The 23,903-nt window shown below is 70.5% G+C and carries 18 protein-coding genes; 13 read left to right on the top strand and 5 right to left on the bottom strand.

Annotation, left to right across the window (positions count from 1 at the left end):
* Window positions 1–5 precede the first annotated feature (5 nt).
* The 9 genes from hemG (at window position 6) to hemL (ending at window position 10,066) form a co-directional block, all read left to right on the top strand.
* A complete protein-coding gene (gene hemG, locus E5206_RS08030; protein ID WP_136322027.1) occupies window positions 6–1,523 on the top strand; it encodes a protoporphyrinogen oxidase in 1,518 nt (505 codons plus the stop codon).
* Window positions 1,524–2,030: 507 nt separating this feature from the next.
* Complete coding sequence (locus tag E5206_RS08035) at window positions 2,031–2,465, top strand: hypothetical protein (protein ID WP_136322028.1); 435 nt, start codon at window positions 2,031–2,033, stop codon at window positions 2,463–2,465.
* Window positions 2,466–2,585: 120 nt separating this feature from the next.
* Window positions 2,586–3,299 carry a hydrogen peroxide-dependent heme synthase gene (gene hemQ / locus E5206_RS08040; protein WP_136322029.1) on the top strand — a complete coding sequence of 238 codons (714 nt, stop codon included), beginning with the start codon at window positions 2,586–2,588 and terminating at the stop codon, window positions 3,297–3,299.
* Entirely contained in the window at window positions 3,296–4,588 is a 1,293-nt protein-coding gene (locus tag E5206_RS08045) for a ferrochelatase (RefSeq protein ID WP_136322030.1), read from the top strand. Before hemQ ends, E5206_RS08045 begins: the two co-directional genes overlap by 4 nt.
* Complete coding sequence (hemC, locus tag E5206_RS08050) at window positions 4,585–5,583, top strand: hydroxymethylbilane synthase (protein WP_136322031.1); 999 nt, start codon at window positions 4,585–4,587, stop codon at window positions 5,581–5,583. The genes E5206_RS08045 and hemC overlap by 4 nt, the downstream gene beginning before the upstream one ends.
* A gap of 36 nt (window positions 5,584–5,619) precedes the next feature.
* Entirely contained in the window at window positions 5,620–6,636 is a 1,017-nt protein-coding gene (locus E5206_RS08055) for a uroporphyrinogen-III synthase (protein ID WP_136322032.1), read from the top strand.
* Window positions 6,633–7,616 (top strand): porphobilinogen synthase, encoded by a 984-nt coding sequence (gene hemB / locus E5206_RS08060; protein ID WP_136322033.1) that lies wholly within the window; start codon window positions 6,633–6,635, stop codon window positions 7,614–7,616. Before E5206_RS08055 ends, hemB begins: the two co-directional genes overlap by 4 nt.
* Window positions 7,613–8,716 (top strand): LLM class flavin-dependent oxidoreductase, encoded by a 1,104-nt coding sequence (locus E5206_RS08065; protein WP_136322034.1) that lies wholly within the window; start codon window positions 7,613–7,615, stop codon window positions 8,714–8,716. Before hemB ends, E5206_RS08065 begins: the two co-directional genes overlap by 4 nt.
* A gap of 18 nt (window positions 8,717–8,734) precedes the next feature.
* The gene (hemL, locus tag E5206_RS08070; protein WP_136322035.1) at window positions 8,735–10,066 is read left to right on the top strand and encodes a glutamate-1-semialdehyde 2,1-aminomutase; all 1,332 of its coding nucleotides are present in this window, start codon (window positions 8,735–8,737) and stop codon (window positions 10,064–10,066) included.
* Between the two features lie 84 nt (window positions 10,067–10,150).
* Here the strand turns inward: hemL and E5206_RS08075 are convergent, their stop codons facing one another.
* The 4 genes from E5206_RS08075 to E5206_RS08090 all read right to left on the bottom strand — a co-directional run bounded on the left by E5206_RS08075 (window position 10,151) and on the right by E5206_RS08090 (window position 13,697).
* On the bottom strand, window positions 10,151–10,888 hold the full coding sequence (locus E5206_RS08075) for an amino acid ABC transporter ATP-binding protein (protein WP_136322036.1): 738 nt from the start codon (window positions 10,886–10,888) through the stop codon (window positions 10,151–10,153).
* A 3-nt stretch (window positions 10,889–10,891) separates the two neighbouring features.
* Entirely contained in the window at window positions 10,892–11,650 is a 759-nt protein-coding gene (locus E5206_RS08080) for an amino acid ABC transporter permease (RefSeq protein ID WP_136322037.1), read from the bottom strand.
* 3 nt (window positions 11,651–11,653) lie between these two features.
* A complete protein-coding gene (locus tag E5206_RS08085) occupies window positions 11,654–12,589 on the bottom strand; it encodes an ABC transporter substrate-binding protein (protein ID WP_136324029.1) in 936 nt (311 codons plus the stop codon).
* Window positions 12,590–12,986: 397 nt separating this feature from the next.
* Entirely contained in the window at window positions 12,987–13,697 is a 711-nt protein-coding gene (locus tag E5206_RS08090) for a 3'-5' exonuclease (RefSeq protein ID WP_136322038.1), read from the bottom strand.
* A 131-nt stretch (window positions 13,698–13,828) separates the two neighbouring features.
* On the opposite strand from E5206_RS08090, the gene E5206_RS08095 reads away from it, so the two are divergent.
* Genes E5206_RS08095 through E5206_RS08105 form a run of 3 tightly spaced genes read left to right on the top strand, consistent with a single transcriptional unit; the run spans window position 13,829 to window position 21,203 of the window.
* Entirely contained in the window at window positions 13,829–14,245 is a 417-nt protein-coding gene (locus E5206_RS08095; RefSeq protein WP_136322039.1) for an MGMT family protein, read from the top strand.
* A gap of 44 nt (window positions 14,246–14,289) precedes the next feature.
* On the top strand, window positions 14,290–17,628 hold the full coding sequence (locus tag E5206_RS08100) for an ATP-dependent DNA helicase (RefSeq protein WP_136324030.1): 3,339 nt from the start codon (window positions 14,290–14,292) through the stop codon (window positions 17,626–17,628).
* Window positions 17,625–21,203, top strand: a complete 3,579-nt coding sequence (locus E5206_RS08105; RefSeq protein WP_136322040.1) for an ATP-dependent DNA helicase — start codon at window positions 17,625–17,627, stop codon at window positions 21,201–21,203. The genes E5206_RS08100 and E5206_RS08105 overlap by 4 nt, the downstream gene beginning before the upstream one ends.
* Before the next feature lie 10 nt (window positions 21,204–21,213).
* Here the strand turns inward: E5206_RS08105 and E5206_RS08110 are convergent, their stop codons facing one another.
* A complete protein-coding gene (locus E5206_RS08110) occupies window positions 21,214–22,509 on the bottom strand; it encodes a macrolide 2'-phosphotransferase (RefSeq protein ID WP_136322041.1) in 1,296 nt (431 codons plus the stop codon).
* 198 nt (window positions 22,510–22,707) lie between these two features.
* Between E5206_RS08110 and nudC the strand changes: the two genes are divergently transcribed.
* Window positions 22,708–23,709, top strand: coding sequence for an NAD(+) diphosphatase (gene nudC, locus E5206_RS08115; RefSeq protein ID WP_240690047.1), 1,002 nt, complete (start codon window positions 22,708–22,710; stop codon window positions 23,707–23,709).
* Window positions 23,710–23,903: the final 194 nt, after the last annotated feature.

The raw sequence follows: 23,903 nt of genomic DNA on the forward strand, positions 1-23,903 counted from the left end.
ACCCGATGGCCGCGGAGACCGGTGCAGGCGACACAGCCGGAAAGACCGCCGGAAAAACAGCCATTGTGGTGGGCGGCGGGATCTCCGGCCTGCTCGCCGCCCGTGAACTGGCCAGGTCCGGCGTCCACACCACCGTGCTGGAGGCTGCCGCGGCCTGGGGTGGCTGCGTGGGCAGCCATGTGGTGGCCGGCCTGACCCTGGACAGCGGTGCCGAATCCTTCGCTACGCGGTCTTCCGCCGTTGCCGACCTCGCCACCGAACTGGGCCTTGCCGAGGACATCGTGGCGCCAAACCCCGGCGGCGCCTGGGTCCAGCTGCCCGACGGGCCCCGCGAGCTGCCGAAGACCGGGGTGCTCGGCATTCCCGCCAACCCCTGGGACCCGGAAGTCCGGCGCTCCCTGGGCCTGTCCGGTTCCCTGCGCGCCTCCCTCGATGCCCTGCTGCCCGCCTCGCTGGGGACCGGGGGCGAGGTCAGCAGCGTCTCGGCGCTGGTCCGGGCCCGGATGGGCAAGCGCGTCTTGGAGCGGCTCGTGGCGCCCGTGGTCGGCGGCGTCCACTCGGCCGATCCCGCCCTGCTCGACGTCGACATGGTGGTACCGGGCCTGCGCGCCGGAATCCGCCGGCACGGCTCCCTGGCCGCCGCGGTCGCTGCCCAGCGCAGGGGAGGGGCCGGCGCCCCCGCTGCCGGACCGCAGCAGCCTGCCCCGCCGGAGGCCCGCCTGCAGAAGCCGGGCTCCGCCGTCGCCGGACTGCGCGGCGGGATGCACACGCTGATTTCCGCCCTGCTGGCCGAGCTGCGCCAGCATGGCGTCACCCTGCTCAGCTCCACCCCTGCCGACGCGGTGGAGCGCACGGCCGAGGGCTGGCACGTCACCTCGGGCGGCACCGCGCACGACGCCGGGCTGCTGGTCATCGCGGTCGAGGGCCCCGCCGCCGTCGGGCTGCTCGCGGACACGCTGCCGGAACTGGCGGCCCGACGCCCCGCCGCCGGGCCGGACGTCAGCCTGGTCACGCTCGTGGTGGACCAGCCACAGCTGGACGCCGCGCCGCGCGGCACCGGAGTGCTGGTTGCCCCGCAGAGCCCGGGAATCCAGGCCAAGGCCCTGACTCACGCCACCGCCAAGTGGGGCTGGCTGGCCGCCCGGACCGGCCCCGGCACCCACGTCCTGCGGCTCTCCTACGGACGCGGTGAGGACCCCGCGCAGGCTGCGGCTTCCCGGCCTGCCGGGCCCGGTGCCGCGCCGCCCCGCTCCGACGACGAGCTGTTCCAGGCCGCCCTGAAGGACGCCTCCACCCTGCTGTCGGTTCCCGTCACCGCGGGGGATGTCGTGGACTGGGACGTGGTCCGCTGGTCCGGGGCGTTGCCGTTCGCGTCCCTCGGACACAAGGGCCGCGTCGCCGAGGTCCGGAGCATCTGCGCCGCCGACGGCACGCTGGCCGTGGTGGGCGGCTGGCTCTCCGGGAACGGCCTGGCGGCGATCGTTGCCGACACCGCCCGGCAGGTACGGCCGCTGCTGGCCTGAACGCCGCCTTCCACCCCGTTCTGAGCACGTCCGGACGCCCTCCGTCAAAATTCCCCCGCCGGCCGATCGGGGCTAGGCTCGATGACCATGGTTATTCACAGGTCCATCGTTCAAAAAACGCAGACCGGTCGCCATGGGGGACTCCGGCGCGGCGCAGCGGCTGCCGCGCTCGGAGCGGTACTGGTCATCACCGCAGGGGTTCCTGCCTCGCACGCCGCAACGGGGCCGGCCATTTCAGCGGCGGCTTCAGCCGCCGCCACAACGGCATCCACAACATCGACGGGATCGCTCCCGCGTGTCCTGCAGGACTTGCTCGGCGGCCTGGCCGCCCCCTTGCAGCCCACTCCGACACCCGGGCCGACCCCCTCCGGCACCTCCGCCCCCTGGGAGCCAGACCCGAATCAGCCCGGCCCGAACCAACCGGCCCCGACGGACCCGGCCCCGGACACGCCGCGGCAATCCCCGAACCGCAGCAGCACTCCGCAGCCGGAGACGCCGGGTACGCCCGTGCAGACCCCCGCCCCGCCCGCCATTCCGGCCCCGGGCGGGACCCCGGCCCCGCCGGCCGCGGACGGCCCGGCAACAGCGCCCCCGCCGGCAGCCGGCAGCGATCCGGTTCCCGCCGGGGATGCCAAGGCACCGGCAGCTTCTTCGGATGTCGTCCCTGCCGGAACGCCGTCCGGATCAGGTCCTGCCGGAACGCCGTCCGCGGGAACCACCGCGACGCAGACGCCGTCGGGCGCTTCAGCTTCCGCGCTCGCTTCCCCGTCCGCATCCGCCCCCGCCGCCAAAGGCCGTTCCGGCAGCACCTCGCTGGAGGCCACCGCGGCCGTCGGGCCCGCCGGTCCGTCCCCGCTGCTCGGCTGGGGGATCGGGCTCGTCGCGCTGTCCCTGGTCTCCGGCGCCGTCGTCCTGCGGATCCGCGCGATGCGCAAAATCTGACGGCCTGCCCGCTGAACGCGGCAGGCCCTGCGGCAGGAATATTGTGAAATGGAGCACTTCTACGTGTTGTAGAAGTGCTCCATTTCGACTTAGCTGCAGGGAAGGGGCAGACTGGTAACCATGAGCCACACTTCTGCCGAATCTGTCACCAAAACCGAATCAGCAAGCGAAGAATCAGTCGAGCAGTTCTTCACCCTCTGGACGGTGTTCAAGCGTTCCGCCGACGTCCTGCGCAGCGGCGATGCCGCCGAGGATTTCGAGGCCCTGATCAGCCGCCTGGCCGAGGAAGGCGTGGTCCACCGCGGCAGCTACGACGTCTCCGCGATGCGCGCCGACGCCGACATCATGGTCTGGCTGCACGGGCCCCGGCCGGAGGCGCTGCAGCGCGCCGTCCGCGACATCCGGCGCAGCAGGCTCTTCACGGGCACCGAGATCGCGTGGTCCGCCATGGGCGTGCACCGCGAGGCGGAGTTCGCCAAGAACCACACCCCCGCCTTCTCCCGGGGCGTGGAACCGGCAAAATGGCTGTGCGTCTACCCGTTCGTGCGCTCCTACGAGTGGTACCTGCTGCCCGACGCCGAACGCGGCACGATGCTGCGCGACCACGGCATGCTGGGGCGCGACTTCCCCCAGGTCATCTCCAACACGGTCTCCTCCTTTGCCCTCGGTGACTGGGAGTGGATCCTCGGCCTCGAAGCCCCCGAACTCGTGGACCTCGTGGACCTGATGCGCCACCTGCGTGCCACCGAAGCCCGCCACCACGTCCGCGAAGAAATCCCGTTCTACACCGGCCGCCGGGTCACGGCCGCGGAGATTGCCGAGGTCCTTGCATGAGCACGCCGGGTCCGCAGGGCGGCCTGGCCGGAATCACCGACGTCAACCCCGTGACCGAGGCGGGCCGGATGGGCCCCAAGGAGTACGACGCCGTGCTCCTCGCCTCCTTCGGCGGTCCCGAAGGCCAGGATGACGTCATCCCGTTCCTGCGCAACGTCACGCGCGGCCGCGGTATCCCGGACGAGCGGCTCGAAGCCGTCTCGCACCACTACCGCGCCAACGGCGGGGTCAGCCCGATCAACCAGCAGAACCGCAACCTGAAGGCCGGTATCGAGGCGGAGCTGGCTGGCCGCGGGATCGGACTGCCGGTGTTCTGGGGCAACCGCAACTGGGCCCCCTACATCCCGCAGACCCTTCAGGACATCTACGACGCCGGCCACCGCAAGGTCCTGATGGTCACCACCAGCGCCTACTCCTGCTACTCCAGCTGCCGCCAGTACCGTGAGGACATCGGCCTCGCGCTGACCGAATCCGGCCTGGACGGCAAGCTCGAAGTCGACAAGGTCCGCCAGTACTTCGACCACCCCGGCTTCGTCGAGCCGTTCATTGAAGGTACCGCCGCCGGCCTCGCCGAGGTCCGCGCCCGGCTTGCCGCCGCCGGTACGCCGGACGCCCCCGTGCACATCCTGTTCGCCACGCACTCCATCCCCACCCGCGACGCCGAGGCGGCGGGACGCTCCGACGCCGAACCGCGCCACTTCGAGGAAGACTCCGCCTACGTCGCGCAGCACCTCGCCACCGGCACCGAGGTCATCCGCCGGGTGGAGGCCGAGACCGGGGATACCGCCCCGTGGTCCCTCGTCTACCAGTCCCGCTCAGGGGCGCCCCACGTGCCCTGGCTCGAACCCGACATCAACGACGCCATCGAGGAACTCGCCGGCCAGGGAGTCAAGGGCGTCGTGATCGTGCCGCTGGGCTTCGTCAGCGACCACATGGAAGTCGTCTGGGACCTCGACACCGAAGCCCTGGAAACCTGCGCCCGGCTGGGCATCGCGGCGGCCCGCGTCCCGACCCCCGGCACGCACCGCAAGTTCGTCGCCGGGATCGTGGATCTGATCTGCGAGCGGACCGCCGCCAACAACATCGCGGAGCGGCCGCACCTGACCAGGCTCGGCCCCTGGTACGACGTCTGCCGCCCGGGCTGCTGCGCCAATTTCCGCGGCGAGAAGCCCACCATCGCAGGTGCCGACACTGCCACCGGCAGAGCAACAGGCACCGGACACGATCCGTACCCGGCCGGAACCCCGGCCGCTCCGTCCGCTGCGGCGGAAGGCCAGGGCGCCCTGTGACCGTCCGGATCGGCACCCGCGCCAGCAAGCTGGCCCTCACCCAGACCCAGCAGACGGCAGACCAGCTGGCAGCCGTCGGCGGGTTCCCGGTGGAACTCATCCACATCCGGACCGACGGTGACGTCCTCACCGGATCTCTGTCCCAGATGGGCGGCACCGGCGTCTTCGTCGCCGCACTGCGCGATGCCCTGCTGCAGGATGCGTGCGACGTCGCGGTCCATTCGCTCAAGGACCTCCCCACCGGCCCGGCCCTTGGACTTACCCTCGCGGCCACCCCCAAACGCGTCGACGTCCGTGATGTCCTCTGCGCCCGGGACGGACTCAAGCTCGCGGACCTGCCCACCGGGGCGACGGTAGGCACCGGCTCACCGCGCCGGGCCGCGCAGCTGCGCGCCGCGCGTCCCGACCTGGACATCCGGGATATCCGCGGCAACGTGGACACCCGCTTGGGCCGTGTCCCCGGATTGCCGGGCAACAGCACCGACGCCGTCGTGGAAGGCAAGACGTGCGACCTCGACGCCGTCGTGCTGGCCGCCGCCGGCCTGCACCGGATCGGCCGGCTGGACACGGTCAGCGAGTACCTCGGGATCGAGGTCATGCTGCCCGCTGCCGGGCAGGGTTCCCTGGCCATCGAATGCCGCTCCTCCGATGCGCCCCGAAAAGCCGGATCCACCGAAGGCTCCCAGGGCGTCCTGGCGCAGGCCCTCGCCGCCCTCGACGATCCGGACACCCGGCTGGCCGTCACAGCCGAGCGGGCACTGCTGGCACGGCTCGAGGCAGGCTGCGCGGCCCCGGTGGGCGCCTACGCGTACCGCAAGGGAAGCATGCTGTACCTCGACGCCGTCGTCTGCGCCGTCGACGGCACGGCGACCGTGCGCGAGCAGAAAGCCACCGACGGCCTCACCGAAGTCGGTGCCACCCTGCTGGGGATCGAACTGGCGGAGGTCCTGCTGGCGCGCGGGGCAGCCGACATTGCGGATCTGTCCGCTTCCTGAGCCGGCGGACAGCAGCAGATGACGGGATGGCGGAACATGCCGGACGGGCCTGGCAGGGTGCTGGACAGTGCGGCGCCGTCCCGTGCGGTGCCCAACGGTGCGGTGCCCAACGGTGCGTCGCTCAACGGTGCCCGCGTGCTGGTTGCCCGTAGCCCGGACCGCGCGGGGGAGCTTGTTGCGGCCCTCCGGCGGGTGGGGGCCGAGCCGTTGCTGCTGCCGCTCATCGACTTCGAGCTGGCCCGTGACCAGCATTCGCTGGATGTTGCCTTCGATGCCCTCGGGGCCGGTGCCTACACCTGGCTCGTGGTCAGCAGCGTCACTACGGTCCAGGCGTTGGAGGCCAAGGCCGCCGAACGGGGCGTGGGCCTGAGCGCCTGGCTTCCCGGCAGCCTCCAGGTCGCCACGATTGGCCCGGCCACGCGCCGGTTCCTCGAGGCGCGTGGCATCGCCGTCGACCTCGCTCCCACCGGGCCCCAATCCGGAGCGGGCCTGCTCGACATCTGGCCCGAAGGCCAGGGCCGGGTGCTGCTGCCGCAGGCCGACATCGCCGACCCCCGGCTCCGCCGCGGCCTGGCGGCCCGCGGCGCCTCCGTCCAGGTCATCACCGCCTACCACACGGTGGACTATCCGGCGGATCCGTCGCGCAGCCTGTCCGCGGGCTGGCCGCCGGCCGCCGGCCCGGGCACCGGAATCCCGGCGGCAGTCCTCACCGCGGCGCAGGCGAAAGCCGAAATCGGAGCCGGCGGCCTGCAGGCCGTCGTCGCGGCCTCGCCAAGCGCTGCCCGCCGCATCCACGCGGACCTCGCGCCGCTGGGGGACTGCCGGTTCGTGGCGATCGGGCGTTCGACGGCGGCCCAGGCCGAGTCGCTCGGGCTCGCCGTCGCCTCGGTCGCGGACGCGCCGACCGCCTCCGGCCTGGTGGCCGCCGTCGTCCAGGCTCTGGCACCTGGCCAGTCCCCGCCCCGCCCCGGTGCGGCACCCCACCCGCCAACAGCCCATCCCCCAGCAGCCCATCGTTCAGCAGCAGGGCACCTATCGAAGGACAGACCATGAGCTTCCCGATCCACCGGCCCCGCCGGCTCCGCACCACCCCGGCGATGCGCCGGCTGACCGCCGAACACCGGCTCTCAGCCGCGGAACTGATCCTCCCCGCCTTCATCCGGGAGGGCCTCACGGAGCCCAACCCCATCGCCTCGATGCCCGGCGTCCAGCAGCACACGACCGATTCGTTGAAGCGGGCCGCCGCCGAGGCCGTGGAGTTGGGCGTCGGCGGAATCATGCTGTTCGGCATCCCCGCGAAGCGTGATGCGCGCGGCACCGCCTCGCTGGACCCGGAGGGCGTGCTCAACAAGGGCATCCGGGACATCCGTGCCGAGGTCGGCGACGGGCTCGTGATCATGAGCGATGTCTGCCTGGACGAATTCACCGACCACGGCCACTGCGGCGTACTGGACGCCAACGGCTACGTGGACAACGATGCGACCCTGGAGATCTACGGCCAGATGGCGGTGGCCCAGGCCGACGCCGGCGCGCACATGCTCGGCCCCTCCGGCATGATGGACGGCCAGATCGCCGTGATCCGGCAGGCACTGGAGGAAGCCGGGCACACCAACACCGCCGTCGTGGCCTATGCCGCCAAGTATGCCTCTGCGTTCTACGGCCCGTTCCGCGAAGCCGTCGATTCGCAGCTCACAGGGGACCGCCGCACCTACCAGATGGACGCCGCCAACCGCCGCGAAGCAATCCTGGAAGTCGAGCTGGACCTGGCAGAAGGCGCCGACATCGTTATGGTGAAGCCGGCCATGAGCTACCTCGACATCGTCGCCGACGTCGCCGCGATGAGCCCGGTCCCGGTGGCCGCCTACCAGATCTCCGGGGAGTACTCGATGATCGAGGCCGCCGCCGCCAACGGCTGGATCGACCGCCGCGCCGCCATCACCGAATCCGTCCTCGGCATCAAGCGGGCCGGGGCCAACATGGTGCTCAGCTACTGGGCCACCGAACTCGCCGGCTGGTTGAAGGAGTCCCGATGACCACCGCACCCGCACCGGCCGCCGTCGCAGACCCGGCCGCCCCGGTCGGTCCGCACCGCATCCTCCTGGGCCTGAACAGCTTCGGCGACGTCGGGGTCTTCCCCGACGGCCATCCGATTCCGCATGCCCAGGTGCTGCGCCAGCTGCTCGAGCAGGCCGAGCTCGCGGACGAGGTCGGGCTCCATGCCTTCGGCGTCGGGGAGCACCACCGCCGCGACTTCGCCGTGTCTGCCCCCGAGGTCTTCCTCGCCGCGGCGGCCGCCCGGACCAAGCGGATCCGGCTCGGCTCGGCTGTGACGGTGCTCAGTTCCGATGACCCGATCCGGGTGTTCCAGCGCTTCGCCACCGTGGACGCGATCTCCAACGGCCGGGCCGAGGTCATGCTGGGCCGCGGCTCCTTCATCGAGTCCTTCCCGCTGTTCGGCCTGGACCTGGCCGACTACGAGGTCCTGTTCGAGGAAAAACTCGAGCTCTTCGACAAGGCGCGGGCGCAGAAGCCCATCCACTGGGAAGGCCGCACGCGCCCCGCCGTCAACGGGCTCAGCGTCTATCCGCCCCTTGAGCACCACCTGCTGCCGGCCTGGATCGGCGTCGGTGGGACCCCCGAATCGGTGCTGCGCTGCGCTGAGTACGGCTACCCGATCATCTTCGCGATCATCGGCGGCGAGCCGCGCTCCTTCGCCGCGCTGGCCGGCCTCTACCGCGAGGCCATGGCCAAGTACGGCCATCCGATGCAGCAGGTGGCCACGCATTCACCGGGCCACATCGCCGCCACCGACGAGGAGGCCCGGGAAGAGTTCTTCCCGCACTGGATCGCCATGCGCAACCGGCTCGGCTCCGAGCGCGGCTGGGGGCCGGGCAGCCGCGCCGAATTTGATGCCATGTGCACCGCCGAGGGTGCCCTGTACGTCGGCTCGCCCGAGACCGTCGCCGCCAAGATCGCCCTGCTGAAGAAGAACCTGGGCGTGGACCGCTTCGACCTCAAGTACAGCAACGGCACCCTGCCGCACGCCGCCATGATGCGCTCCATCGAGCTGTTCGGCACCGAAGTGGCGCCCCGCGTGGCAGCCCTGCTGGCCGGGTCTTCCCCGGCGAATTGAACTGAAAGAATAGGAACCATGACTTCCAGCCATCCTCGCAACGAGGAACTCTTCGACCGCGCCCGCCAGCTGATGCCCGGCGGCGTCAACTCGCCCGTCCGCGCCTTCGGCTCCGTCGGCGGGACCCCGCGCTTCATGGTGTCCGCCAAGGGCCCGTACCTGACCGACGCCGACGGCGCCGAGTACGTGGACCTCGTCTGCTCCTGGGGCCCGGCGCTGCTGGGACATGCCCACCCGGCGGTCCTCGCCGCCGTGCATGCCGCCGTCGACCGCGGGCTGTCTTTCGGCGCCTCGACGCCGGATGAGGCCAACCTCGCCGCGATCATCAAGGAGCGCGTCCCCGCCGCCGAGCGCGTCCGGATGGTGTCCACCGGCACCGAGGCGACCATGACGGCTGTCCGGCTGGCCCGCGGCTTCACCGGCCGCGACCTCATCATCAAGTTCGCCGGCTGCTACCACGGCCACCTTGATGGGCTCCTCGCCGCCGCCGGTTCCGGCGTGGCCACCCTGGCGCTGCCCGGATCGGCCGGGGTCACCGCCGCCACGGCCGCGGAGACCCTCGTGCTGCCCTACAACGACCTCGGCGCCGTCGAGGCCGCCTTCGCCAAGCACGGGCCCAACATCGCGGCCGTCATCACCGAGGCCGCCCCGGCGAACATGGGCGTGGTCACCCCGGCGGAAGGCTTCAACGCCGGGCTGTCCCGCATCACCCGCGAGCACGGCGCCCTGCTGATCCTGGACGAGGTCCTCACCGGCTTCCGGACCGGCTACTCGGGCTACTGGGGCCTCACCGGCGGCGCGGCCGACGCGGCCGTGCCCTGGACCCCGGACCTGTTGACCTTCGGCAAGGTCATCGGCGGCGGCATGCCGGCGGCGGCCCTCGCCGGACGCGCGGACGTCATGGACTACCTCGCCCCGCTGGGCCCGGTCTACCAGGCCGGCACCCTCTCCGGGAACCCGGTGGCCATGGCCGCCGGCGTTGCAACGCTGACGAACGCCACCCCGGAGGTCTACTCGTTCATCGACGCCCGCTCGCTGGAGCTCTCCTCCGCGCTGTCCTCGGCTCTCGACGCCGCCGGGGTGGACCACTCGATCCAGCGGGCCGGAAACCTGTTCTCGGTGGCGTTCGGCACCTCAGCCCGCGGCGTCCACAACTACGGCGACGCCCAGGGCCAGGAAGTCTTCCGCTACGCGCCGTTCTTCCACTCCATGCTGGACTCCGGCGTCTACCTGCCGCCGTCGGTCTTCGAGGCCTGGTTCCTGTCCGCCGCGCACGACGACGCCGCGATGAACCGGATCTTCGACGCCCTGCCGGCAGCAGCGAAGGCGGCGGCCGCGGCGAAGGCCTGAGCCGCCGTCGTTCATAAACACCAAGAGCTTAAACACCAAGGGCACCCGCCACGGCGGGTGCCCCAAGTGTTTAAGCAGGCCTCGCTAGAGGACGTCGGAGAGGAAGCTCTGCAGGCGCTCGGTCTGCGGGTCCAAGAACAGTTGGTCCGGGGGACCGGTCTCCACCACCACACCGGCGTCCATGAAGGTGACGGTGTCGGAGACGTTGCGGCTGAAGCCCATCTCGTGCGTGACGACCACCATCGTCATGCCGCCCTTGGCCAGGTCGGTCATCAGGGCCAGGACGCCCTTGACCAGCTCCGGGTCCAGCGCGGACGTGGCCTCGTCGAAGAACATGACCTCGGGTTTCATGGCCAGCGCCCGGGCGATTGCCACACGCTGCATCTGCCCGCCGGACAGGTTCGCCGGGCGGGCATCCGCCTTGTGCCGGAGCCCCACGAGATCCAGCTGCTCCAAGGCCTCGGAACGCGCCTGCTCCCTGGGCAGCTTGCGGATCTTGCGCAGCGCCAGCGCCACGTTCTCCACCACCGTCTTGTGCGGGAAGAGGTTGAACTGCTGGAACACCATCCCGATCCGGCGGCGAAGCTCGTCCGGGTTGTCCTTGAGGACGGAGCGGCCATCGAGCAGGATGTCACCTTGGTCGGGTTCGATCAGCCGGTTCATGACCCGCAGCAGCGTGGACTTGCCGGATCCGGAAGGGCCGATCACGGAGGCCGTGGTGCCCTGCGGAACATGCAGGTCGATGCCGCGCAGCACATGGTTGGACCCGAAGGACAGGTGCAGGTTCTTGCCGGTCAGGGTGCCGGAGGAAAATTCAGCCATGGCTCAGGCACTCTTTCCGATGACGGCGGCAATCGCGTCGGGCTCTTTTTTGACCGCAGGCCCGGTGCGCATCCGGTTGTCGATGTAGTTCACCAGGTGGGTCAGCGGGATGGTCAGGACCAGGTACAGGATTCCTGCGGCAACGAGGGGGGACAGGTTGCCGGTGTTGGCGGCGGCATCGTTGCCGATGCGGAAGATCTCGCGCTGGCTGGCCAGCAGGCCGAGCATGTAGATCAGCGAGGAATCCTTGATCAGCGAGATCAGCTGGTTCACCAGGGCCGGCAGCACCCGCCGGATGCCCTGCGGAACCACCACCAGGGCCATCGATGAACCGTAGCTGAATCCCAGGGCACGGGACGCTTCGAGCTGCCCCTTATCCACGCTTTGAATGCCTGACCGGAAGATTTCGCCGATGTACGCAGCGGCCATCAGGGTCAGGGCCAGAATACCCAGCGGGAACGGGTTGGTGCTCCCGGTGAAGTTCCGCACCAGCGGGCCCAGGCCGATGCCGATCAGCAGGATGGTCAGGATGGCCGGCAGGCCACGGAAGATGTCCGTGTAGACGCGGGCGATCCACCGCGGCACGGCATGCCGGGAGATGCCCATGACGGCCAGGACCATGCCCAGTATGCAACCGAGGATACCGGAGGTAACGGCGAGGGTGAGGGTGTTCGGCAGACCGACGGTGAGGAGGTTCGGAAGGACCGCCCCCATCGCCTGCCAGTCAAAGAACGTCTTAAGGAGCTGCTCGAATGCGTCCATGTACTATCCCTTCGGGACGGCGACGGCCTTGGATCCGGGGGACCAGGTGGCCGGCGTTTCGCGGTCCGGGTACCATTCCTTGGTCAGCTTGGACCAGGTGCCGTCGGCAATTACGGCGTCCAGCCCGGAGTTCAGCGCATCGATCAGCGGCTGGTTCTGCGAGTTGACGGCGTAGGCGGTGAAGTTCTGCGTGTTCACCACGGACTCGGCGATGGCGGTGCCGTCGCCTTCCTTGACCTGGCCGGTGGCCTGCTGGGACGGGGCCACCCAGGCGTCAACCTGGCCGTTTTTGAGGTTGGCGTAGGCGGTGTTGTAGTCCGAGAAGCGTACGGGCTCGATCTGCAGGGTGTTCGTGACGTAGTCGTCCTGCACGGTGCCCTGGACGACGGCGATGCGGGTGTCCTTGGTCAGGTCCTTGAAGCCCTTGACGGCGGCGTCCTTCTTGGCGACGACGGCCATGTAGCCAAAGTCGTAGCCGTTGGTGAAGCCCACGGTCTTGCGGCGGGCATCGGTGGTGGAGATCGAGGAGGATCCGACGTCGTAGAGCTTGTTCTGCACCTGCGAGAGCAGGGAAGAGAATTCGGTGGACTTGAACTCCACCTTCAGGTCCAGCTTGTCCGCGATGGCGCGCAGCAGCTCATTGTCGTAGCCGGTGAACTTGCCGCTCTTGTCAATGTAGATGTTGGGCGGGGCATCGGAGAGTGTGCCCACCGTGATGGTGCCCGGAACGATCAGGTTCAGCTTGGACTTGTCGATCTTGTCCAGGGCCGTGACGTCCTTGGTGGTGTACTTGTCCAGCGAGGTCTGGTCGCTGCCCTTGAGGGCGTCGCTCGGGGACGCGGTCGATTGCGCGGTCCCGCCGCCGCATGCCGCCAGCGAGACGGCAACGGCAATCGCCACCGGAACAGTTGTCAGCCACTTCATGGCTTTGATTTTCATCACGCAATCACTTTCATTGGGAATTGACTGGGTTCCTGGGAGCGGTGCGCTGCCCCCGGCTGCGGGCGTGGGCCCAGCCCTGAGCACAGCACGGCTGCCCGCCCCGCGAAACAATATTGTCTCACTTGCCTCCGACACGTGTGGAAACCGAAGAAGTCGACGGCCCGGCCGGTTGAGACCGAATTAACCGCAGCGGCAGGGGGTGCGGGGCAGTGACCTGGGGCCTGCCGGTCCGCTCCAGCGGAAGGAATGGCGCGTCGACTTAGGCTGCCTGGGTGGTCACATGGGTGTGACTTGTATCGCAAGTGCTGGTGTCCGGGACTGCAGACGTATATCTACGGAGCCAGGCGCCGCGGGAGGGCGTCGGGGGACGGTGCGTCCGGGCAATGCCTGCCGGTCAGAAGCCGCCGCGGCTGGCGTCCTCGGGCGGCAGCACCGGCCAGTCGCCTTCGATCACGGCGGCAGGCTTGGTCTTACGCAGGTATGACTGGAAGTCGGCGGCCTGGGCGGCGGCCCATTCGATCTGGAGCTGGTGCAGGTGGCTGGCGGGCATCCGGAGCTTGGGGAACTTCCCGGCCATGGCATCGAGCATGCGGAGGGTGGCCAGCGCATCGGCGGCCGAGGTGTGGGCATTGTCCAGGCTGACGCCGTACTCTTCGCACAAGGCCGTGAGCGTGCGCTTGCCCTTGCGGTACCGGTCTACCTGCTTGTTCATGATGTATGGGTCCAGCACCGGAAAGCGGCTCAGCTGGGCGACGCCGTAGCGCGCCGATTCGGCGGCAAGGACGGTGAAGTCGTAGCTGGCGTTGAAGGCGATGACCGGCACGCCCGCGTCGAAAAGCTCCTGGAGGACGGCGGCCAGTTCCCGCGTCACCTCGGCTGCCGGGCGGCCTTCGCGGCGCGCCTGCTCGGTGGTGATGCCATGGATGTCGCTGGCCTCGGCAGGAATTTCGACGCCCGGATCGGCGAGCCACTCATGCTCCTTGATGACCCCGCCGTCGGAGTCCACAACGGTGACCGAGGCGGTGACGATCCTCGCGGCGCGGGAGTCCCGGCCGGTGGTTTCGAGGTCAAAGGCGGCGCGGGGGAGGGAGTTCCAGGTGCTCATGCCTCCACGCTACCTGCTGCCTGCGACAGTTCCTGCCCCCGCGCCCCCAACCCAGCACGGGGTCACTTACGGCCCATCCCCGCCGGCGGAATGGGCCGAAAGTGACCCCGCGTTGCGGTTACGCTGGACCGATGCGGACGGAGTATGTGGAAGCGGTGCTGGAGCTGGTGGCTTTGATCCCGGCGGGCACCGCGGTGGCCTACGGCGACGTCGCAGAACTCCTCGGTTCCGGCGGCCCGCGGCAGATCGGGTCCGTGATGAGCCACTACGGCAGCGCCGTCCCCTGGTGGCGGGTGCTGAAATCCAACGGGGAGGCGCCGCCCGGACATGAACGCGAGGCCCTGGCCCTGTACCTGAACGAAGGAACGCCGCTGCGCGGGAGTTACCTCGACTGCCTCCGCACCGGTGAGGGCCGCTGGCGGGTCGACCTGGCGGCGGCCCGCTGGGCACCCGCCGACGCCGACTTCGACCGGATTGACGCCATCGCCGGGCGGCTGGAGCGGGAGTTGCATAAATTGTCGGCCCCGGATGATGAAATGACTGTGTGACTACCCCCAGCCAGGCCCCCGCATTTAAGCTGCCTGCATTTGAGCTGCCGGATTCCCCGCTCCCCGCTCCCCGCGGATCCCGCACCGGGTCCTCCGTTGCGGGGCTCCGGCTGCTGCCGCCGCGGAAGCCGCACACGGTCGTTCCCGTGCTGTCCGCGGACCAGTTCGCCGCCGTCGACGTCCCGCACGGCTCGGGCCCCGTCCTGGTGCCCGGGGCGCCGGGCACCGGAAAATCCACGGTCCTGGTGGAGGCCGCGGTCCGCCGCGCACAACGGGACGGCCTGGACCCCGAACGGATGCTGATCCTGGCGCCGGGACGGCTCGCCGCCGATACCCTCCGGGACCGCTTTACCGCACGGCTGGACCGGAGCCTCAGTACGACGCCGGCCCGCACCTGGGCCTCGTACGCCTTCGATCTGATCCGGCGGGCCAAGGCCGAAGGCATCCTGCCGCTGCCGCGTCCGCCGAAGCTCCTCTCCGGGCCCGAACAGGACCTGATCATCAAGGAACTGCTCGAAGGGCACGCACCCGGCTTTGAGCTGCCCTGGCCGGGGGACCTCGGGGCGGCCCTGCAGACCCGCGGCTTCCGGCAGGAGGTGCGCCAGCTTTTTGACCGGATCATCGAATCCGGCCGGACCGCGGAGGATCTCGTCGCCCTGGCCCGGAGGTGCCACCGGCCCGACTGGGTCGCCGCGGCCGCACTGTATTCCGAATACCGGGACGTCCTGGACCTGCGTATGCCCGAGGCGTTCGACCCGGCCGGCATCATCACCGCCGCACGCCAGATCTTCCAGGATGCCCCGGACTTCCTGGCCGCCGAGCGGGACAGGCTGCAGCTGATCCTCGTGGACGACATCCAGGAAGCGAACCCTGCCGTGTTCGAGCTGCTCGCCGACATCGCCGCCGGGAAGGACGCCATCATCACCTCCTCACCGGACACCGTGGTCCAGGGCTTCCGTGGTGCCCGTCCGGACCTCGTCGCCGAGCTGCCCCGGCTGCTGGCACCCGCGGGCGGCACCGTGCTGCATCGTCCGCTCTGGTGCGCCCACCGCCACACTCCTGCCGTGGCGGAGGCCTGGCTCTCGGTCGCGGGGCGCATCGCCCGCCGCGCCGGCGGCCAGTCCGCACGGCGGCTCGAGCAGCGTGGCCCTGACGGGGTTGCCGGGGCAGGCAGTGCCAGCGGCAGCGACGGCGCCGTCGAGGCGCATCTGCTGCCGTCCCCGGTCCATGAGTTGCGCTATGTGGCCCAGCGGATTCTCGAAGCCCACCTCAACGATGGCCGCGGGCTGGGCGACATCGCCGTGATCGTGCGCAACGGCGGCCAGCTCAGCCAGCTGCAACGCTACCTCGCCGGCCAGGGGATCCCGGTCCGGATTCCGGTCGCCGAATCCGCCGTCCGGGACGAGGTTGCCGTCCGGCCCCTGCTGGACGCCTACGCGGTGGTCCTTGACCCGTCCGTGCTGACCCCCGAGGCGGCCGTCGCGCTGCTCACCTCGCGGATCGGCGGTGCGACGTCGATCGAGCTGCGGCGGCTCCGCCAGTCCCTGCGGCGGGAAGAGATCCTGGGTGGCGGCGGCCGCACCAGTGATGTGCTCCTGGTCGAGGCCCTGCTGGAGCCGGGGGCCCTCGCCACCCTCGGCATCGAGGGGCACTCCGCACGCCGGATCGCCCGGATGATCCAGGCCGGCCGGGACGCCGCCCAGGCGCCCGGCGGCAACGCCGAAACGGTGCTGTGGGCGCTCTGGAACTCCACCGGACTCGCCGCCCGCTGGACCGACGCCGCCATGGCCGGGGGATCGGCGGGGGCCCGCGCCGACCGCGACCTCGACGCGATGATGGCGCTGTTCCACACCGCGGAACGCTACGTGGACCAGCTGCCGGGCTCCGGCCCGGAACAGTTCCTCGAGTACCTGCTCAACCAGGAACTCCCGATGGATACCCTCGCCGCGCGGGCCCAGTTGGAGGACGCGGTGGAGCTCATGACACCGGCCAGCGCGGCCGGCCGGGAATGGCCCGTCGTGATCGTTCCGGGGCTGCAGGAGGGTGTCTGGCCCAATACCAGGCTCCGCGGCGAGCTGCTGGGCAGCACCTTGTTTGCCGACGCCGTCGAGCACGGGGTGGACTACGCCCTGCAGCTGGATCCGCTCAGCCGGCTGCGGGAAATCCGCTATGACGAGCTGCGCAGCTTCTCCACCGCGGTCTCCCGGGCCCGGGAGGTCCTGATCTGCACGGCCGTCTCCTCGGAGGACGAACAGCCGTCCTCCTTCCTTGACTATGTGGCACCGCTGCGCCCGGACCAGGAACGCCGCGGCTTCACCCCGGTGGAGCGGCCGCTGACCCTGCGCGCCCTCGTGGCCGAACTTCGCCAGTACGCCCAGCTCGACGGCGGCAGCGCGGAGGCCGCGGAAGCCGCCGCACTGCTCGGCGCGCTCGCCGCAGCCGAACCGCCGGTTCCCGGGGCGCACCCCCGGAGCTGGTGGGGCCTGGCGCCGCTGTCCTCCGAAGAGTCCGTGGTCCCGCCCGGCGGCACCGTGTACGTCTCACCCTCCAAGGTGGAGACGGTCCAGAAATCCCCCCTCGACTGGTTCGTCCAGGCCGCGGGCGGCGAGGCTGCCACCGATTTCGCCCGCAGCCTGGGAACCCTGGTCCACGCCATCGCCCAGGACCTCCCGGATGCCTCGGGCAGCGAATACCTCGCCGAACTCACCCGGCGCTGGCCGGCGCTCGGGATGAAGGACAACTGGGAAGGGAAACTGGATTTCCAGCGGGCCGAATCCATGGTCCGGAAACTCGCGCAGTACGTGCTGATCATGCGCAGCGAGGGCCGCAGCCTGCTCGGCGTCGAACAGGACTTCGAGGTGAAGCTGGCGGACGTTGCCGCGGATCCCGGCGGGGTCCCTGGTCCCGGCGTCGGGCAGGAACCCGGTGACGGACCCTGGCCTGCCCGGCCCGCCGTCCTGCGCGGTCAGGTTGACCGGCTGGAGATCGACGCCGAGGGCCGGCTCGTGGTCGTGGACCTCAAGACAGGCAAGCGGCAGCCCGGAAAGGCCGAGCTCGAACGCCACCCGCAACTGGGCGCCTACCAGGCGGCCGTGCTGGCCGGAGGCTTCGCCGGCCCCGACGACGGCCCGGCGCCGCTGCCGGGCGGCGCCGTCCTGGCCCAGCTCGGCACGACCACCAAGAGCCCGGGCGTCCAGGCCCAGAAAGCGCTGGACCCGGACGGGAACTGGGCGCTGGAGATGGTGAACGATGCCGCCCGGGTGATGTCCGGGAGCACCTTCGAAGCCCGCCACGATCCCGCCAAGGGCGGCCACGGCGGCCACGGCTGCCGGCTTCCCGAGGTTTGTCCGCTGTGCGCACGAGGAAAGCAGGTTACCGAATGACCGAGGCACCACCGGCAGCAGATCCGGCAACCCGTCCCGCCGGCCTTCCCGCTGCGCGGTTCAGCCCGGAAGAACTGTCGGCCATGCTGGGCGAGAAGAACAGCCCCACGGCCGAACAGTCCCTCATCATTTCGTCGCCCCTGTCACCGCGGCTCGTGATCGCAGGCGCCGGCTCGGGAAAGACCGCGACCATGGCGGACCGGGTGGTGTGGCTCGTAGCCAACGGCTGGGTCCGGCCGGAGGAAGTGCTCGGCGTGACCTTCACCCGCAAGGCGGCCGGGGAACTGGCCACCCGGATCCGCGCCAAGCTGGCCGCACTGCAGCGCATCGCCGCGGCGGACACGCAGAACCAGGTGTTCCCTGCTGGCCTGCTGAGCACCGACGCGCTCGAGCCGAAGGTTTCCACCTACCACTCCTACGCCAGCGGGATCGTCGCCGATTACGGACTGCGGCTCGGGGTGGAAAGGGACGTGGTGCTGCTCGGCGGGGCCCAGTCTTTCCAGCTCGCGAGCGAGGTGGTGGAAGCCTACGACGGCGACTACGAGCACTTCCGGTCCGCCAAGTCCACCCTCGTCAAGGCGGTGATCCAGCTCGCTGGTGAATGTTCGGAGCACCTCCGCGACCCGGCCGAGGTGCGCGGCTGGCTGCTGGAGCGGGTCGCCGAGTTCGAGGCGCTGCCCTACGTTGCCACCGCCAGGAAGAACCCCAGCCAGGCTGCGGGGGAGCTCAGCGGGATGCTGCGCACCCGCGCGAGCGTCACGGACCTGGTGGGCCGCTACGCGGAGGCGAAGCGGGCCAGGGGAGCGCTGGACTTCGGGGACCTCGTGGCCCTGGCAGCCCGGGTGGCCAGCGAGATCCCGGTCGCGGCGCAAATGGAACGCCAGCGCTATAAGGTGGTGCTGTTGGACGAGTTCCAGGACACCTCGCACGCCCAGCTCGTGCTCTTCGCCAGGCTCTTCGGCGACGGCCACGCCGTGACCGCGGTGGGGGACCCGAACCAGTCCATCTACGGATTCCGTGGCGCCTCTGCCGGGCAGCTCTTCCACTTCGTCCGCGAATTCCCGGTCCGGGCGGACGGGGATGACGCCGTGGCCGGCCCCATGGACCCGGCGCACCCGGCGCCCGCCGGCCAGGTTTCACCCAGCTCCCATGCCGGACGGCAGTTCGCCGTGGCGCCGACGTCGTACCTGACCACCGCCTGGCGCAACGGCCGGAACATCCTCTCCGCCGCCAATGTCATTTCCGCCCCGCTCAGCAAGGCGGCCGCCCATGCCGGTGCCGCCGGCGCCCGGGACACCGCGGGGAGCGTTGAGGTGCCGCCGCTGCAGCCCAGCCCGGCTGCGGTCCAGGGCAGGGTGGTGATGGGGCGCTTCGGCACGGACGAGGACGAGGCCGCCGCGATCGCCGGCGACGTCCTGAAGTTCCGGGTCACCGACTTCGACGCCGCGCCGTCGCCCGAATCCGTCCCGCCAGCTATGGCCGTGTTGTGCCGGCGCCGGGCCCAGATGGAATGCATCCGGCGCGAATTCGAGGCCCGGGGGATTCCCTACGAGATCGTCGGCCTCGGCGGCCTGCTGGATACCCCCGAAATCATCGACCTTGTCGCAACGCTCCGGGTTCTGGCCGATCCCGGCCGCTCAGACTCCCTGATGCGCCTGCTGGCAGGTGCGCGGTGGCGGATCGGCCCCGCGGACCTGATGGCGTTCCGCGACTGGTCCGGCTTCCTCGCCCGCCGCCGGGGCCGTCCCGGCAGTTCCGACGTCGACGGCGGCCCGGACACCGAGACCGGCGACGAGGCCGTGATCGAGGGGGACCTCACGGATGCCGCCAGCCTTGTCGAGGCCCTGGACTGGCTGCCGCGCGAAGGCTGGACCTCCGCGCACGGCCGCCGGCTCAGCCCCGCGGCGCTGGACCGGCTCCGGCGGCTGTCGGCGGAGCTCCGGCAACTGCGCAGCTTCATGGGGGACGACCTCACCACGCTCCTCGGCGAGGTCGAACGCGCCATGCTCCTGGACATCGAAGTGGCCTCACGTCCGGGGATCAGCATCCACCAGGCCCGCCGGAACCTGGACGCCTTCCAGGATGCCGCCGCCGGGTTCCTGCACACCTCGCAACGGGTCGACGTGCTGGCCTTCCTTGCCTGGCTGGAGGCCGCGGCCGCCGAGGAGAACGGACTCGATGCCGCCGCGCCGGAAGTGAACCATGAGGCCGTCCAGCTGCTGACGGTGCACGCCTCCAAGGGCCTGGAATGGGACGTCGTGTTTGTGCCCGGACTCAACTCCGGGGCCTTCCCCAGCAGCCGTGACTCGCGCTGGAGCAGCGGCAGCGCGGCCCTGCCCTGGCCGCTGCGCGGGGACCGGGCCGACCTGCCGCAATGGGACCTCGAGCAGCCGGACCAGAAGGGCTGGCTCGACGCCGAAAAGGACTTCAAGTCAGCAGTCCAGGCCCACGGCGAAGCCGAGGAACGGCGCCTGGCCTACGTGGCCTACACACGGGCCAAGCACGTCCTCTGGACGTCCAGCGCGGCCTGGGTGGGCTCCCGGGCCGGCATGGCGGAGATGTCGCCGTTCCTTGCCGAACTTGAGGTTCTCGCCGCCGAGGGCGCCGCGGAGATCCACCCGCTCTCCGTGACCGAGGAATCGCTGCCGGTGGAGAGCCCGTTGACCTCTGAGCTCGAAGTCGCGGTGTGGCCCTACGATCCCCTGGAGGGGCCGCATGATCCCCGGACGGACACACGGCTGAGGCTCGTTCCGGGCCGCCGGGCGGCCATGGAATCGGCGGCGGCCCGGGTGCTGCAGATCCTGGCATCAGGGGACCCGGGCGCCCCGGACGATGCCGGCAAGGATGTCGGGAACGAAGCCGGGAACCGCCGGCCGTTACGAGGCCCCGCCGCCGGATGGGCCAGGGAGGCTGCGACGCTGCTGGAGCGCCGTTCCCGGCGGACCGCCGGGCGGGACGTCCACCTCCCGGGGCACATTTCCGCCTCAACGCTCGTGGACCTCGAGGACGACGCGCGCTCGGTGGTGGCCCGGCTGCGGCGCCCCGTCCCGCGCGAACCCGGGATGTCTGCCCGGAAGGGCACCGCCTTCCATGCCTGGGTCGAGGAGTACTTCGGCGCCGCCGGCATGCTGGACCTCGGCGACGCCGCCGGCTCGGACGACCACATCGACGCGGCCTACGGGCTGGACGCCATGGTGGACACCTTCCGCCGGTCCGAATGGGCCGACCGAGCCCCCGCCCACGTCGAGGTCCCCGTGGAGACGAGGATCGGTGAGGTGGTGGTCCGCGGCCGGATCGACGCCGTCTTCCGGGACGCCGACGGTGGCTGGGACCTCGTGGACTGGAAGACCGGGCGCCGTCCCTCCGCCAGCCAGTTGAAGGTCAAGGCCGTCCAGTTGGCGCTCTACCGGCTGGCGTGGTCCAGGCTCAAGGGAGTCCCGCTGGAGGACGTCAGGGCCGCGTTCTACTACGTCGCTGACGACCAGGTGGTCCGCCCGCACGACCTCGGAACCGCGGAGAGGCTCGAGGAGATTGTGGCCGCGGCGCTGGGACAGACCCCACCGGCGGACGTCTAGCGTGATGCCGCTAGGGCGACTTCGCTTCGACCACGGCGATGCTGGTGGTCGGCGTGCCGTCGACCACGGCGGGCTCGACCACGGCGATGGACTGGGTTGAGTCGTCCTCCGGGGCGTTGACAGTCGCGTCCCCGGTGCCGTCCCCGCTGGTGCCGTCGTTCTCCGCCTCCTGCGGGATGGGCGTCACGTCCACGGCAGGCCTCGACGTGGCGGCGGGAACCGCGCCGGGTCCGGACACCGCGTCCGGTCCGGGAACCGGATCCGGCGGGAGCAAGGTCACCTTGCTGACCGCGGGAGTGGCCGGCATACCGGCCCCGTCGGTATCCTGCGGGTTGCCCGGAACGGCGGGCGCGGCCGGCTGGGGCAGCGGTTCGACGCTGATCGGCTGCCCGCCGTGTTCGGCGACATCCTCTGCCAGCACGTTGAGCATGGACTCTGCCTCGCGGATCATGTCCTGGTTTCCGGCGGCGAGGCCCTTGACCAGGTACTGCGCCAGCGCGAATTCGGCGGACAGCGCCGCGCGCCGCAACAGGTGGGCGTCGGGCGCGTCGCGCCGGCTGGCGGTGTACTGTGCCAGCACCGCGTCCACGAAGGCCTGTTCATTCGAGGCGACCAGCCAGGCCATGTCATCGGCAGGGTCCCCGATGCGGAGGTCGGTCCAGCCGGTCACGGCGGTCACGCGGTCGCCGTCGACCAGGAGGTTGTCTTCATGGAGGTCGCCGTGGACCACGCACGGGTTGAACCGCCACAGCGAGACATCCTCCATCGCGTGTTCCCAGCGGCGCAGCAGCAGCGGCGGGATCTTGCCGGTCGTCGCGGCCTGGTCCAGTTCGTTCAGCCGGCGCTGCCGGAACTCGTTGGGGGTGTAGCTCGGCAGGTCGGCGTTGCTGACGAGGGAATGCGGGAGGTCATGGATGGCGGCCAGGGCCGCGCCGATTTCGCAGGCCAGGGCCGCGGATCCGTTGCTCAGTTCTTCGATGGAGCGGGTGGCTCCGGCGAGATGGGAGTAGACGAAGGTGCTCAGGGCGCCCTGCCGGACGGTTCCGGCCACCGTGGGCATCAGGAAGGGCAGCTCCGCCCGGATGCCGGGAACGAAGGCGCGCAGCACCAGGAATTCCGTCTCGAGCCGGGCGCTGGCTTCGGCGTGCCGTGGGGACCGGACACGCCAGTGTTTGCCTTCGGAATCCAGGAGAAGGGCCGAATCGAAGTCCGCCGGATCGTCGGGCGCAGAGCTAACGGCGGTCGGGGTCAGGCCGGGGACCGCCGCGGTTGCTATCGCTGCCAGTTCGATTGGTTTTCTTCTCACGGTTCCACGGTAGATTGAGCGGCGCCCAAGACGGCGATGCACCACGGCGAGTCTCCAGATCGGGAATAAATAGCGCAGGGCATTCCGCTCCGGCCGCACCGGTGCCACCACGCGTACTGCATCCCGTCCACGTGTTGCCGCGACCGCAAGCCGCCGCGGAAAATGTCAATTGTCAGCCCGAGTCAGTACGGTGGATACATGAGCGTGCCGGCGAACCACCTGATGGAGACCGTTCTTCCCGTGCGCCCGGCGCTCATAGACCGCGGATCCGCCGCCCGGATGAAGCCCGGGATGCTTGAGGAGCTCCTCCGCCCCGGCGCGGCGCGTGCCGTGGTGCTCTCCGGCCGGCAGGCCCTCGTCAGCGGCAACGGCCTCGTCCTGCTGGACGCGGCGGAGCTCGCGGCGCGGCTCCGGGATACCGCGTACGCGCCCGAACACCTGATCTACCTTGGCGCAGCGCTGGACGGTACCGGGCTGGACGAAGGCACCCGGCTGGTCCTCTTTATCCTTCCGGAGCAGTTTGAGGTCCGCGCCGAGGAGTTCGAACCACATGTGGCCGGTATCCCGGATGGTGCGCAGTGGGCCGGCTTCCGCGACGTCGCCGCCCGGTTGAACCCCACGGACACCGCGCTGTTCATCGAAGCCAGCGCCATCGCCAACTGGCATGCCAGCCACACGCACTGCCCGCGCTGCGGCACCGCCACGCAGCCGGAAGCCGGGGGCTGGGTCCGCCGGTGCCCGGCCGACGGCTCCGAACACTACCCCCGCACGGATCCGGCCATCATCGTCACCGTGGTGGGCCCGGACGGCCGGCTGCTGCTGGGCGGCGGCGGTCCCCTCGACGCGAAGAACTATTCGACCCTGGCAGGCTTCGTCGAACCGGGGGAAACACTCGAACAGGCGGTGGTCCGCGAGATCGGCGAGGAGGTCGGGGTCCGGGTCACCGCCGCCCAGTACCTGGGCTCCCAGTCATGGCCTTTTCCGGCCTCCCTCATGCTCGGATTCACCGCCACGACGGCGGACACGGAAGCCACACCCGACGGCGTCGAGGTCACGCGGGCCCGCTGGTTCAGCCGGGGTGAGCTGCAGGAAGCGGTGCTCAGCGGGGAAATCGTCATCTCCAGCAGGCTGTCCATCGCCCGCGCCCTCATCGAGCACTGGTATGGCGGGGTCATCCGGGACCGCCCGGAGACCGAATGACGTCCCCACCGGCAGCCCGGGCCGGCTGCACCCAGTAAACCCGCGTGCAGCGACGGCTGCACGCGGCGCACCATTCACCGGACACCCTGATCGACTGAGCAATAAAGAGCGACTGAGCAATAAAAGTGACCACAGAGAACCTGAACTTCAGCGCATTTCCCGGCAGCCCGTCCGACGGCGGGGGTGCATCCGGC

The sequence above is a fragment of the Arthrobacter sp. PAMC25564 genome, from assembly GCF_004798705.1.
Lineage (GTDB): Bacteria > Actinomycetota > Actinomycetes > Actinomycetales > Micrococcaceae > Arthrobacter.